The 11,852-nt window shown below is 66.6% G+C and carries 13 protein-coding genes, 2 pseudogenes and 1 riboswitch; of the genes and pseudogenes, 6 read left to right on the top strand and 9 right to left on the bottom strand.

What is annotated here, in order from left to right; all coding sequences use genetic code 11:
* Positions 1-38: 38 nt before the first annotated feature.
* The 5 genes and pseudogenes from ACFWBU_RS05280 to ACFWBU_RS05260 all read right to left on the bottom strand — a co-directional run bounded on the left by ACFWBU_RS05280 (position 39) and on the right by ACFWBU_RS05260 (position 2,909).
* A complete protein-coding gene (locus ACFWBU_RS05280) occupies positions 39-344 on the bottom strand; it encodes a hypothetical protein (RefSeq protein WP_169621920.1) in 306 nt (101 codons plus the stop codon).
* A 163-nt stretch (positions 345-507) separates the two neighbouring features.
* Positions 508-852 (bottom strand): annotated as a pseudogene (locus ACFWBU_RS05275) (ANTAR domain-containing protein); the annotation flags it as partial.
* A gap of 36 nt (positions 853-888) precedes the next feature.
* Positions 889-1,233, bottom strand: a complete 345-nt coding sequence (locus ACFWBU_RS05270; protein WP_378527713.1) for a hypothetical protein — start codon at positions 1,231-1,233, stop codon at positions 889-891.
* Positions 1,234-1,310: 77 nt separating this feature from the next.
* Complete coding sequence (locus ACFWBU_RS05265) at positions 1,311-2,066, bottom strand: GAF and ANTAR domain-containing protein (RefSeq protein ID WP_378527712.1); 756 nt, start codon at positions 2,064-2,066, stop codon at positions 1,311-1,313.
* A gap of 129 nt (positions 2,067-2,195) precedes the next feature.
* Positions 2,196-2,909, bottom strand: a complete 714-nt coding sequence (locus ACFWBU_RS05260; RefSeq protein ID WP_169621918.1) for a GAF and ANTAR domain-containing protein — start codon at positions 2,907-2,909, stop codon at positions 2,196-2,198.
* 393 nt (positions 2,910-3,302) lie between these two features.
* On the opposite strand from ACFWBU_RS05260, the pseudogene ACFWBU_RS05255 reads away from it, so the two are divergent.
* Both ACFWBU_RS05255 and ACFWBU_RS05250 read left to right on the top strand, forming a co-directional pair.
* Positions 3,303-3,842 (top strand): annotated as a pseudogene (locus ACFWBU_RS05255) (Mur ligase family protein); the annotation flags it as partial.
* 175 nt (positions 3,843-4,017) lie between these two features.
* Positions 4,018-4,182, top strand: a complete 165-nt coding sequence (locus tag ACFWBU_RS05250; RefSeq protein ID WP_378527785.1) for a hypothetical protein — start codon at positions 4,018-4,020, stop codon at positions 4,180-4,182.
* 25 nt (positions 4,183-4,207) lie between these two features.
* Here the strand turns inward: ACFWBU_RS05250 and ACFWBU_RS05245 are convergent, their stop codons facing one another.
* Both ACFWBU_RS05245 and ACFWBU_RS05240 read right to left on the bottom strand, forming a co-directional pair.
* Positions 4,208-5,857: a DHA2 family efflux MFS transporter permease subunit gene (locus tag ACFWBU_RS05245; RefSeq protein WP_378527711.1), complete on the bottom strand. Its 1,650-nt coding sequence runs from the start codon at positions 5,855-5,857 to the stop codon at positions 4,208-4,210.
* Between the two features lie 64 nt (positions 5,858-5,921).
* Positions 5,922-6,941, bottom strand: coding sequence for a zinc-dependent alcohol dehydrogenase family protein (locus tag ACFWBU_RS05240; RefSeq protein ID WP_169621916.1), 1,020 nt, complete (start codon positions 6,939-6,941; stop codon positions 5,922-5,924).
* A gap of 317 nt (positions 6,942-7,258) precedes the next feature.
* Between ACFWBU_RS05240 and ACFWBU_RS05235 the strand changes: the two genes are divergently transcribed.
* The 4 genes from ACFWBU_RS05235 to ACFWBU_RS05220 all read left to right on the top strand — a co-directional run bounded on the left by ACFWBU_RS05235 (position 7,259) and on the right by ACFWBU_RS05220 (position 10,092).
* Entirely contained in the window at positions 7,259-7,672 is a 414-nt protein-coding gene (locus ACFWBU_RS05235) for a cupin domain-containing protein (protein ID WP_378527710.1), read from the top strand.
* Between the two features lie 49 nt (positions 7,673-7,721).
* Positions 7,722-8,303, top strand: a complete 582-nt coding sequence (locus tag ACFWBU_RS05230; RefSeq protein WP_378527708.1) for a hypothetical protein — start codon at positions 7,722-7,724, stop codon at positions 8,301-8,303.
* Positions 8,300-8,815 carry a hypothetical protein gene (locus ACFWBU_RS05225; RefSeq protein WP_169621914.1) on the top strand — a complete coding sequence of 172 codons (516 nt, stop codon included), beginning with the start codon at positions 8,300-8,302 and terminating at the stop codon, positions 8,813-8,815. The genes ACFWBU_RS05230 and ACFWBU_RS05225 overlap by 4 nt, the downstream gene beginning before the upstream one ends.
* A 70-nt stretch (positions 8,816-8,885) precedes the next feature.
* Positions 8,886-8,976, top strand: a riboswitch (glycine riboswitch).
* 141 nt (positions 8,977-9,117) lie between these two features.
* Positions 9,118-10,092 (top strand): DMT family transporter, encoded by a 975-nt coding sequence (locus ACFWBU_RS05220; protein WP_378527706.1) that lies wholly within the window; start codon positions 9,118-9,120, stop codon positions 10,090-10,092.
* A gap of 34 nt (positions 10,093-10,126) precedes the next feature.
* Here ACFWBU_RS05220 and ACFWBU_RS05215 read toward each other — a convergent pair whose 3' ends face one another.
* Together ACFWBU_RS05215 and ACFWBU_RS05210 are read right to left on the bottom strand one after the other, a co-directional pair.
* Positions 10,127-11,368, bottom strand: a complete 1,242-nt coding sequence (locus ACFWBU_RS05215) for an SPFH domain-containing protein (RefSeq protein ID WP_169652130.1) — start codon at positions 11,366-11,368, stop codon at positions 10,127-10,129.
* A gap of 3 nt (positions 11,369-11,371) precedes the next feature.
* Positions 11,372-11,812, bottom strand: coding sequence for an NfeD family protein (locus ACFWBU_RS05210; RefSeq protein ID WP_169621912.1), 441 nt, complete (start codon positions 11,810-11,812; stop codon positions 11,372-11,374).
* Positions 11,813-11,852: the final 40 nt, after the last annotated feature.

Raw genomic sequence — 11,852 nt, 5'->3', positions numbered from 1 at the left:
CCACCTGCCCTCCGCCGAGGTCGAGCGCGGCGGTCGCCTCAGGCCGGCTGGACGGCCGCAGTCAGGAACAGGGACGCGAGCATCGCAGGCGCCCGATGCACGCTGACGCAGGGGATTCCTGCCGCGCGGACGTCGTAGATCACCTTCGCCTCCGTCGGAGAACACATACCGTCGAGGACCTCCTCGGTGGCCACTGCGCCCCAGACATCTCCGGCCGCGGGAATGTCTCGCGTCGTCAGCCACCCGTGTTCGTCCGCCCAACTCTGCACCGCGTCCCAGTGAGCGCGGGCGGCAGCATCGCACGGCGTGCCCACCAACACCACATATCTCTGCGGAGACGTCATTGTCACCCTCACCTTCTCGTAGCGGCCGGCTGTGTCCGGCGCCGTGTAGCAACGCCGGACACCCTCCCCGGGTATCAGTACAGATACCGCGGCGTGTCCCCGGGTAAACCTGAGGGTGAGGTGGTGCTGCCCACGATCCGGGTGGAACGCCGCCGCGACGCGGTCACGCCGTGGCGGGCCCCGAGTCGACGAGTCGGGTCGCAAGCTCGGAAAGAGGAGTGTTGGTGTCCTGCGACAGCCGCCGCAGCATGTCGAAGGCACGCAGCGCGTCGATACCGTAGCGCTCCATGATGATGCCCTTGGCCTGGCCGATGACATCCCTGGTTGCGAGAGCCGAGGTGAGTTGTTCCTGAACACGGGCAGCCGTGATCGCCGTGGCAGCTTGTGCGGCCAGGGCATCGACGAGGGCCTCGTCCCCGGCATCGAACGCATCCGCGACGCGGGAATGGAGATTCAAGGTCCCGACCTCGTCGCGGTGGGTGTACAAGCGCACCGAGAGGCAGCTGAGGACTCCCGCGTCGACCGCGGCCGACGCGTACGCCGGTCATCGCGTCTCGGTACGCAAGTCCGCGCACCGGACGATGGGGTCGGACCTGGCAGCGTCGAGGCACGGGCCTTCGCCCAGTTTGATCTGCATTGCCTCGAGCTGCGCGGCCAGAGGCGAGGTGGCAGCGGTGGATCGAAATTGTTCCCGATCGACCGAGAGGAGAATGCCGATACCGTCGGCCGCACCGATCAGTTCTGCCGCCGACGCAGCGATCCGATACAACGTGCTGTCGAGATCCTCGGGAACGAAGAACTCACGCGCCAGCACTCCGATCCGTCGGCTGATCTCCGCCGAGGTCGGAAAACCGGCCGGAGCGCCTTCCCCCCGTTCCCACCCGTCCATACTCGATAGTCTCCCACAGTGTAGCGCAGGGAGCAGCAAGCAGCAAGCAGCAAGCAGATAATTCTACCGAATTCGCGTTACGAAGGTTCGGTGCGCTCTTCGGCGATCCACCGGGAAAGGATGACGAGCGGAATCCCGGTGTCCTGCGAAAGCTTGATGAGCATGCCGAACGCACGGTCGGCGGGGATGCCGAATCGCTCCATCATCATGCCTTTGGCCTGGCCGATGACGTCACGGTTCAGCACTGCGGAATGCAGCTTCAGTTCGTCCCGTCCCGCGGCGATGGCGATGGCCGCATGCGCCGCGAACGCCTCCCCGACCGCAATCGATTCGCCGCCGAATACGTTCGGTGACGTGGCGAACAAATTCAACGCCCCCGCGGTGCTCGCCGAGGTGTACAGCTGGAACGACAGAATGCTGCGCACCCCCGCGTCGAGCGCTTCCGGGGTGAACCGGGGCCATCGGGTCTCCGACACGAGATCATCGCTGAGGGTGGTGAAGGCACCCATCGCGGCATCGACACACGGTCCTTCCCCGAGCCGCTCCTGCGCACGATCGAGTTCGACGGGCAACAGCGACGTCGGGGCATGGGATTCGAACGTGTTCTTCCCGCTGATGAGCAGGATGTCTGCGCTCTCGACGCCGGGAATCAAGTCGACGGCAGAGTCGGTGACCGTGCGCAGTACACCCTCGAGGTCGCGCTGTCCCGACAGAGATCGCGCCAGTGCTGCCAGCGAATCCACCAGTTTGTTGTCGATCGGCTCTGCCATGAGAGCGCCCTCTTCCGCATCGACCACGATGTCGCTGACGAGGCGAAAAAGTGCCCGGGCCAAGTTGCCCGTGACCTCCACGCTACCCCTGATTCGTGCCCAGGGACCTGTAGCGCTGCGCGTGCTCCGGAACCCGGAGCGGACCTGTCTTGTCCGATGCGAGCGCAGCCCCACGTGGTTCCGGGAGCTCGGTCAGGCGGAGGGGTCGCCGCCGAGTTGGGCGGGACCCGCCTCGACAATTCTGGCCGCGACTTCGGCAAGCGCAATATTGCTGTCCTGGGAGAGCTTGCGCAGCAACTCGAAAGCGCGTACGGAATCGACGCCGAACCGCTCCATGATCATGCCTTTGGCCTGACCGATGATGTCGCGGCTCGCCAGTGCCGACGAGAAGTTCTGGTGGTCACGTGCGGCACTCAACGCCATTGCTGCCTGCGCGGCCAGCACCTCGGTGATCGCCTCCGCGTCCGTGTCGAAAGCATTCGGCTTGAACGAGAACAGATTCAGCGCACCCATCGAGTCCTTCTCGACGTAGAGCTGGAACGACAAAGTGCTGAGCACTCCTGCCTGGACCGCTTCGCGGGAGAAACGCGGCCACCGTGTCTCGGTCCGAAGATCATCCGTCCTTACGATGAGATTCTTGTACGCAGCATCGAGGCATGGCCCCTCGCCGAGCTTCTCCTGCACGGCATCGAGTTCTTCCGGCAAAGTCGAGGTAGCGGCGTACGATTCGACCTTCCTCCTGCCGGTCACCACGAGGACGTCGGCGCAGTCGGCGTCCGGCACCAGTTCGACCGCAGCGGTGGTGACACCGCGCAACGTATCCGCGAGACTGCTGGGACGGTAGAACTCGCGTGCCAGCTTCGCCATCTGGCGACCGAGGTCCTGTGGTTCCGCCGACGCATTCATGAGCAGGTCCTTTCTTCGGCTGGAAAAGGCACACCGTACGCCGACCGTGCGGGAGGTTGCCTACACATGCCGCCAGCCGCCTGCCACCGAGGTGATGTGTCCGCCTCGCGTCGTCCGACGGCTCGGACGTCGACCACTGTGTCGATCCCGCGCCGGCCCCTTACCTTCGACCGTTGCCTTCATGAGCGGGACCTTCCATCGCGAATCAGGGGTTCCCGGGTCGGTCCCGAAGGAAACGTCCCAGTGCCGATCACGCTGTGGGAGACGACGGTGTGCATTCCGAGCGGTCCCCTTACCGCGGACGACGGGACCGGCCTCGGTGGAGGTCAGACGGTCAGCAGCACCCTGATCGCGCGGCGTTCGTCCATCGCTCGGTAGCCCTCCGCTGCCTCTATGCCGCCGGGCCCGGAAACAGTTTTCGCGGCGACGTACCTCCTCGACGCCGCTCTCGGGACGCTCGGCGTCGTCACCGGCATGATCAGTGGAGTCACCGTGCGCGGTCCCGGCGGCGCCCGTCCAGCCACGCGAACGACCCCCGAAGCGGCGGTGCTCCAGCGCATCCTCGCCGAGTTCCGGGAGCAGGACGTGGGCGCGGTGCCGATGGAAGTGTCGTCTCACGCCATCGTCCAAGGCCTCGTGGACGGCGTGTGGTTCCGCACCGTTGCGTTCACCAACCTCGGACCCGATCATCTGGACTTCCACGGAACGATGGACCGCTACTTCGCCGCCAAAGCCGCCGTGTTCACCCCGGACCGCGCAAAGGCCGCCGTCGTCAATCGCGACGACGAATACGCGAGGCGATTGGCGGCGACCGCGAGGATACCGGTGTGGACCCACTCGACGAACGACACGCATGCGGATCTGTACGCCGACGAAATACGTTGCGGTGCCGACGGAACCGACTTTTCTCTGCACACACCCGACGGGTATGCCCGAGTCCGCCTTTCCCTTCTCGGACCGCACCAGGTGGGTAACGCGTTGACCGCTCTCACGTCGCTCGCCGCCACCGGTGCCGACGTACTGGGTGCGGCGGCGGGCCTCGAGACTCTGCACGGCGTCCCCGGGCCGCCTCGACGCCGGCCAGGATTTCCTCGCCCTCGTGGACTACATGCACAACACGTCGGGCCAGAAAGAGTTGTTGCCGTTTCTGCGCTCGCTGACGGCCGGCGGGCTGTTCATCCTCGTGATCGGCGCGACCGGCGACCGGGATCCGAGCAAACGGTTCCCGCTCGGGCACACTGCCGCCGCGTACGCAGACGTCGTCGTCACCTGATCCGGTGACGAGCAAGCGCCGACTGCTATCCGGCGTCCGGTACCGGCACTCCAGCCTGCCTGCGCGGTTGTAACTGGGTGGCGCTCGCCAGTCCGATGACGAGGAATCCCGCCGCGAAGAACAACGACCACCTGGTGGCGTCCGCGAAACCTTCCGACAGGGCCTCGGCGGTCTCGGGACCGGCCGGACCGAGACGGCCGTCGTCGCCCTGATCGCGGATGATCGGAATGGTGCTGCCTGCCGAGTCCCGGGTGCTGTCGGCCAAGCCGGACTGCACCTGCGCCGGTAGAGGACTCGATTCGAGGCGGTCGGTGAGGCTGTGCGCCAAGCCGAGCGAGAGCACGGTCCCGAGGATGGCCGTGCCCAGGGCTGCGCCGAGCTGCCGGGAGGTGCTCTGAATGGCAGACCCCTCCCCCGACTCCGCTGTCGGGATATCGACCAGCACGGTTCCGGTGAGCTGGGCGGACGCGAGGCCCAAGCCCATGCCGTAGATCGCGAGCAGCAGCGCGAGCAGGACGGAGCTCGCCGACGGGCGGAGGTACAGCGCGAAGGCGAGCACCCCGATCACTTCCAGCGTCAGACCCAGCATGACGGTACGGGGAGCTCCGAGTTTCCCGGTGACGAAGCGCGCCGAAGCCCCGGAAGCGAACGCGCCCAGCGCCATTACTGCCAGCACATAGCCGGCGCCGAGGGTACTGAGTCCGTAGGCGTTCACGAGGAACAGCGGTAGCACCAGCAGGAGCCCGAATTCTCCGATCGCCACCGTCATCGCGGTGGTGTTTCCCCAGCTGAAGGTGCGGATCCGGAACAGGGTCAGGTCGAGGATTGCGGACCGCCGGAGGCCGGCACGGTGTCGCTCCCACATCACGAACGCCCCGAGGGTGACAACTCCCACCACAGCGACAACCGGGGTCGCCGAGATCGGCGCGGTCTCCGGCCACGTCACCCCGAAGACCCTCAGATCGGCGATCGGTTTCCACCAGCCGATCTTCTGCCCCTCGATGAGGGCGAACACCAGCGCGCCGAACCCGATCGCACTCAGAATCGGCCCCAGGACATCGAGTCCGGGAACCGTGGTCTTCGACCGGGTCTCGGGCACGAACAGCACCGCTCCGATGATGACGAGGATGCCGATCGGCACATTCACGAGGAAGATCCACGGCCAGGTGAACGAGGTCGTCAGCCAACCTCCCAGCAACGGACCGACGGCTGCCATCCCCGAGATCACCGCACCCCACACGCCGAACGCGACTGCTCGGTCCCTGCCGCGGAAGGTGGCGTTGACCGTCGAAAGTGTGCAGGGAAGAACGAGGGCACCTCCGATGCCCTGAACGACGCGGGCAGAGATCAACGTGGTGGAACTGTCCGACGCCGCTGCGGCCAGGCTTCCGCAGATGAACACGAGCACCCCGATGATGAACAGCATTCGGCGACCGGCTCGGTCGCCGAGCCTTCCCGTCGTGAGCAACAATGCCGCGAACACGACCGAATAGATGCTGTTGATCCACTGCGCGTCGGTCAGATCCAGGTTCAGGTCGTCGATGATGACCGGGAGGGAGACGTTGACAATCGTGCCGTCGACGACGATCAACGACAGTCCCAGGGCCAGGACGCCGAGTCCGATCCACTTCCGGCGGCCCACGTCGACTTCAGGATCAGGGGTTTCCATCGTCATCGGAGGCTTCCTTTCCCGGCTGCGGAGTTCGTCGCCCTGGACAGCACCGCACCATCGACGGAACTCAGGGAGTGAGCATCACCTTGATCGCTCGACGTTCATCCATTGCGCGGTAGCCCTCGGCTGCCTCGTCGAGAGGCAGAGTCAGATCGAATACGGCTCCTGGGTCGATGGCGCGGTTCCAGATCAGGTCGATCAACTCCGGCAGGAAGCGCCGTACCGGGGCGGGCCCGCCGTGCAGATGCACCTCGGCGAAGAACAGTTCTCCGCCGGGCAGCGATACGTCATGGGACACACCGACATACCCGACGTGCCCACCCGGCCGTGTCGAGCGGATCGCCTGCATCATCGACTCCTGGGTGCCGACGGCCTCGATCACCGAGTGCGCTCCCAGTCCGGAAGTGAGGTCCTTGATTCTCCCGACGCCCTCGTCCCCGCGCTCCTCGACGATGTCGGTGGCTCCGAACTCGCGCGCCAGCTCTTGACGATCGGCGTGGCGGCTCATGGCGATGATCCGTTCGGCGCCGAGCTGTTTCGCTGCCATGACCCCCAGTAGCCCCACTGCACCGTCACCGACGACTGCGACGGTCTTACCGGGGCCTGCCTCCGCAGCAACCGCGGCGAACCACCCGGTTCCGAGTACATCCGACGCTGCCAGGAGCGAGGGGATGAGATCCGGGTCGGGTGGGCCGGGCGTCCGGACGAGTGTGCCGTCGGCCAACGGGACGCGCGCGTACTCGGCCTGGGTGCCTATGGCACCCATCGGTACGGCGTGCACGCACCGGGACTGATAACCGGCGCGGCAGATCTCACAGGTGTTGTCGGATGCGAAGAACGAACCGACCACGAAGTCCCCGACCGCGACGTCGGCAACCGCATCGCCTATCCGGGTGACCGTTCCGACGTACTCGTGACCCATCGGCATGTGGTCGACAGGGTCTGCGCCGCGGTAGGGCCACAGATCGGAACCACAAATGCAGGTGGCGGCCAATCGGATGACGGCGTCGGTCGGCTCGAGTATCTCCGGATCCGGACGGTCCGCGATCCGCACCTCGCCGGGCCCGTCGAGAATGACTCCACGCATGAGATCTCCTTCGTCTGCCGACACGGATTCCGGTTCACCCGTTTCGGGTTCGGGGTTCCGCTCGCGTCCGAAAGGTCAACTTCGGCGATCAACGACGCGAACGTGCACTCCGTTCGGGTGCTGCTCACGCAGCCCGCGGCGTTCCCGCTACCGATCACGGCTGCACTGCTCTCCAGGTCACAGTACGGGCAATTGCCGTTCGGAAAGTGCATCCCCGACGATGCCGCCTGATCTGATGGACAGCACGACATCGGGCGATGACGGCCGCCCTCGCCGTCCGGGACATACGTGGGAGGGCTCGGCCGAAGGAGGACGTCATGCAGATCGTGCGCAGCTCGCTCGATACCGGGATAGGCCCGGAGGACTGGTTCAGCGGTGATGTCTACATCGACCCGGTGGCGGCAGCGCCGCCACCGTCGCGAGTGTCGGCCGCTCTCGTCCACTTCATGCCCGGCGCGCGCACGCACTGGCATCTGCATCCCCTCGGCCAGACCGTCTTCGTCACGGAGGGGGTCGGGTTGTGCCAGCGCCGGGGCGGCCCGGTCGAGGTGATCCGGCCCGGAGATCGGGTGTGGTTCGAAGCCGACGAGGAGCACTGGCACGGCGCCGCGGCCACCCGCCTGATGATTCACCTCGCCATCAACGAAACGGACGACGAGCACGATACGGTCCACTGGCTCGAACCTGTCACCGACGAGGAATACAACCGGGTGCCCGAAGGCGAACTCTGAACAAGCCTCAACCCTTGACTTTGATGAAACAAGGTTCCACACTTGACCGATGTTCGTCTTGACGGTCGATCAACGAGGCAGTCGCCGCGACATCGACCGCGTCTCGGGACTTCTCACCGACCTGCGTGACCCACGATTGGTCCGTCCGTTCGACCGCACAGCCGGCGACGAAGTTCAGGCCGTCGCCGACGATCCCGGGGTTGTGGTCGACCTCGTGCTGGAACTGCTCCGGCGAGAGCGGTGGAGCATCGGAATCGGGATCGGCCCCGTCGAGACTCCCTTGCCGAAACAGACCCGCGCCGGTCGCGGACCGGCATTCGAACTCGCCCGACGTGCCGTCGAACGCGCCAAGAGTTCCATCGGGCAGGTCGCCGTGGAGGGCGACGACGCCGAGGCCGCAGCAGATGCCGACGCCGCCTTGACCTTGCTCGCTACCCTCGTCCTCCGGCGCTCCCCCCAGGGACACGAAGCCGTGGCACTCGCTCGCACCGGATCGACGCAAGCCCGGATCGCCGACGAACTCGGCATCAGCAAGCAAGCCGTGTCCCAACGCCTGGCCGCGGCCGGGTGGCAAGCCGAGATCGCAGGATGCGCGCTCGCTCACCGACTGCTGGAAAGGGCCGATCGTTGACTGTCGTCTCGCTGGTGTGCCTCGCCGTTGCCGCCCTCGCGCCCGCGCTCTCTCTCCGTCCTACGCTCCCGGCGTGGCTCGGCGCGGCAGTGACGACCACAGCGCTCGGCGGTGCAGCCCTGGCAGCCACCGCCACCGCGCCCGTGCACGGCCTCGCGCTGGCAGTGACACTCGCGCTCACCACCCTGGCCGCCGTCACCGGCGGCGGACCGGCCGTACTCGTCGCCTTCCGTGTCGCCCGACGCCAACCGGATGCCGGACCCGATCCCGCTCCCCCGCCCGGGCCGCTGCGGGGCGGACGGGTCATCGGCGTGCTCGAGCGCGGCGCCGTCGCGGTGTCGATCCTTGCCGGGTGGCCCGAAGGCATCGCGATCATCATGGCCGTCAAGGGTCTCGCGCGGTACCCGGAGCTACGCGAGCCGAACGCCTCGGAGCAGTTCATCATCGGCACGGCCACCAGTGTGCTGTGGGCGTGTGCCGCGTGTGGCGTCGGTACCGCGCTCATCACCTGATCCGCGCTCACCCGGATCCAGGGCCTCCGCATCGGGCTGGCATACTCGCTCGGACAACCGAATATGCCATCGAACTGCAGCGGGAGAGTTCCGCACACGTGCGGGCGCCGAAGGAGCAACCTCCCCGGGAATCTCTCAGGCCCCCAGACCGCCGCCGGCGAGGCTCCTCTGGAAAGCAACCCCGCGGGGTTCACCGAAGGTGTAAGTGGGTCCACGGATCCGCGAAAGCTCTCAGGTCACATGACAGAGCGGGGAACCGACCACCCGCCGGTGCGCGATGCACCCTGTCCGGAGGAAGTTCCGTGGCTCCGTCTGTCGACGCACCCTCACGCGTGCCTGTCGTTCCGCTTCTCATCGATAACCGCCCGGCCGATCAGTCGGCACATACCCGCCGAAGGCGGCTGGGTATCGCAGCGATCGTGGTCTCCGCAACGGCGATGGGCACCGCCGGGTTGTTCGGCCGCATGGCCACCCCTCCCGGCGCCGTACTCGGCGAAGCCCTCACCTTCGGCCGGATGCTCGTCGGCGGGCTGGGGATGCTGGTGATGCTGGCACTGTCGCGACGTCTCGGGAAACTGCGACGAGCCCGGCTGTCGTGGTCGGTGGTGCTCGGCGGCGTGTTCCTCGCCCTGTCCCTTGCCACCTATCTCTCCGCGACCGTGCTCACCGACCTGTCGCGCGCGGTGGTCCTGCACTATCTCGGCCCGGTTCTCGCGACCGTGTTCGCGAGGATGTTCCTCGGAGAGACGATCACTCGCCGAGATGCGGTGTCCCTTGTCGCCGCGTTCACCGGGATGCTCCTGGCCGCGGGTCTGATCGGCGGCGCGCCCGCCCCGAGTTCGGACGAGCAAGTGCTGGGTACCGTGCTCGGTGTCGTGTCGGGAGTGTTCTACGGCGCCGCGCTGCTCTGCTACCGCTATCGCTCGGATATGCCCGCAGACGTACGCAGTTTCTGGACCTTCGCATTCGGGGCGGCAGCGACCGGGCTCGTCGTGGTGGTCACCCGGCCCGATCTTTCCGGAATGACCCCGGGCAACTGGGTATGGGCTATCGGGTTCTTCGTCGTCTGCGGGTTGTTCGCCCTGGGCCTGCTCGTCGTCGCCGGCTCGTATCTGCGTGCGGCCGAACTCGCCGGACTGTCGTACCTGGAAGTCGTGGTCGCTCTGCTGCTCGGTGTGGCGGTGTTCGGCGAATCCGTGTCGCTCCTCGCGGGCGTGGGCGCCGGTCTCGTCATCGTGGCGATGGCACTTCCGCTCACATCTCCTCGCCGCCGGTGACGTGCGTGCGCACGCCCCGGCGGCCGGGGCAGGATTACTGCCTCGGGAGTTCCTCGCCGACCTCTGTCTCCAGAGACGGAACGCGCTCTTCGGGCGCGGGGTCTGCGGCCGGCAGCGCGGACGACTGGCTACCGCGCGTGACACCGGCCGGCTTCTCTCCGGAGACGACCGGGACCGCGGGGTCCACCGGCTTGCGTGCCACTGCCTCGGCTTCGGCGACCGCTTTCGCCACGACCGGGTCGGTCTTCATGTCGAACCAGTCGCTGACCTCTGCCGAGTCGTCCTCGGGACGCTGGAGGTCTTCGTCGACCGGGCTCGGCTCGAAACGGAAGACACCGTCCTCACCGCGAGCACCGAGCGCGCCTGCGAAACCCTTGAGGGCGTCACCGAAGTCGCTGGGCACGAGCCACACCTTGTTCGCGTCACCCTGAGCCATCTGCGGCAGCGTCTGCAAGTACTGGTACGCGAGCATCTCGGGGGTCGGCTTACCGGCCTTGATGGCTGCGAACACCTTCTCGATCGCCTTCGCCTCGCCCTGCGCCTCGAGGTACTGGGCGGCCCGATCACCCTGCGCCCGCAGGATGCGGGACTGCCGTTCCGCTTCCGCCTCGAGGATCGCGGCCTGCTTCGATCCCTCGGCCGACAGGATGCGTGCCTGCTTGTCGCCCTCTGCGGTCTTGATCGCGGCCTCGCGGTGGCCTTCGGCCGTGAGGATCGTCGCGCGCTTCTCGCGGTCCGCCTTCATCTGCTTTTCCATCGACTCCTGGATCGACGGCGGCGGATCGATGCTCTTGAGTTCGACGCGCGCGACCCGCAGACCCCAGCGGCCGGTCGCTTCGTCGAGCACGCCGCGCAACTGACCGTTGATCGAGTCACGGGAGGTGAGAGTCTCTTCGAGGGTCATACCGCCCACGACGTTGCGCAGGGTCGTCACCGTGAGCTGTTCGACGGCGGCGATGTAGTTGCTGATCTCGTACACCGCGGCTTGCGGGTTGGTGACCTGGAAGTAGACGACCGTGTCGATGCTCAGCGTCAGGTTGTCCTTGGTGATGACCGGTTGCGGCGGGAACGACACCACCCGTTCGCGCAGATCGACTTTCGCGCGGATACGGTCCACGAACGGCACCAGGAACGTCAACTGTCCCGACGCGGTCCGGAAATAGCGTCCCAGCCGCTCGATGACCGCGGCTTCTGCCTGCGGGATCAGGGCGACTGACTTCACCACCACGATCACGACGAGTACCACCAGTACGGCGAGTACGATCAGCGCTTCCATAGGTCAGACACCCCTCCATACGACGGCGGTCGCGCCGTCGATCTGCATCACGGTCACGGTTGTTCCGGGTTCGTACACTTCGGTGGCGTCCAACGGCCGGGCAGTCCACACGTCGCCGTCGATTTTCACCCGGCCCGCGTGCTCACCCACTTGCTCGACGACGAGCGCGTGCTTGCCGGGTAGCGCGTCGACGCCCGTCGTGAGCGCGGGCGGCGCGGAATAGCGGCGGCGCAGGATGGGCCGGACTCCGAGCAGCAATACCAGCGAGAACAGTGCGAACACCACGGCGTCGAGCCACACCGGCAGATCCGTTGCAGCCGAGACACCGGCGGTAGCCAGCGCCGCACCGCCGAGCATCAGCAGGACGAAGTCACCGGTGAGCGCTTCCGCCGCAGCCAGTGCCACGCCGGCGATAAGCCATATCAATGCCGCCACAGCAACCATCGAACCATAAATCGGACATTGCGGCAGAGAGCCAGTTCAC

Origin of the sequence: Rhodococcus sp. NPDC060084 (assembly GCF_042730335.1) — a bacterium.
Taxonomy (GTDB): Bacteria; Actinomycetota; Actinomycetes; order Mycobacteriales; family Mycobacteriaceae; genus Rhodococcus.
This window is presented reverse-complemented; position numbering and strand designations above follow the sequence as displayed.

Excerpts from the sequence above, each read along its gene's own strand:
- ACFWBU_RS05280 (WP_169621920.1), bottom strand. The coding sequence starts at position 344 with ATGACGTCTCCGCAGAGATATGTGGTGTTGGTGGGCACGCCGTGCGAT.
- ACFWBU_RS05270 (WP_378527713.1), bottom strand. The coding sequence starts at position 1,233 with ATGGACGGGTGGGAACGGGGGGAAGGCGCTCCGGCCGGTTTTCCGACC.
- ACFWBU_RS05235 (WP_378527710.1), top strand. The coding sequence starts at position 7,259 with ATGCAGATCGTGCGCAGCTCGCTCGATACCGGGATAGGCCCGGAGGAC.
- ACFWBU_RS05215 (WP_169652130.1), bottom strand. The coding sequence starts at position 11,368 with ATGGAAGCGCTGATCGTACTCGCCGTACTGGTGGTACTCGTCGTGATC.
- ACFWBU_RS05260 (WP_169621918.1), bottom strand. The coding sequence starts at position 2,909 with ATGAATGCGTCGGCGGAACCACAGGACCTCGGTCGCCAGATGGCGAAG.
- ACFWBU_RS05240 (WP_169621916.1), bottom strand. The coding sequence starts at position 6,941 with ATGCGTGGAGTCATTCTCGACGGGCCCGGCGAGGTGCGGATCGCGGAC.
- ACFWBU_RS05210 (WP_169621912.1), bottom strand. The coding sequence starts at position 11,812 with ATGGTTGCTGTGGCGGCATTGATATGGCTTATCGCCGGCGTGGCACTG.
- ACFWBU_RS05245 (WP_378527711.1), bottom strand. The coding sequence starts at position 5,857 with ATGACGATGGAAACCCCTGATCCTGAAGTCGACGTGGGCCGCCGGAAG.
- ACFWBU_RS05230 (WP_378527708.1), top strand. The coding sequence starts at position 7,722 with ATGTTCGTCTTGACGGTCGATCAACGAGGCAGTCGCCGCGACATCGAC.
- ACFWBU_RS05250 (WP_378527785.1), top strand. The coding sequence starts at position 4,018 with ATGCACAACACGTCGGGCCAGAAAGAGTTGTTGCCGTTTCTGCGCTCG.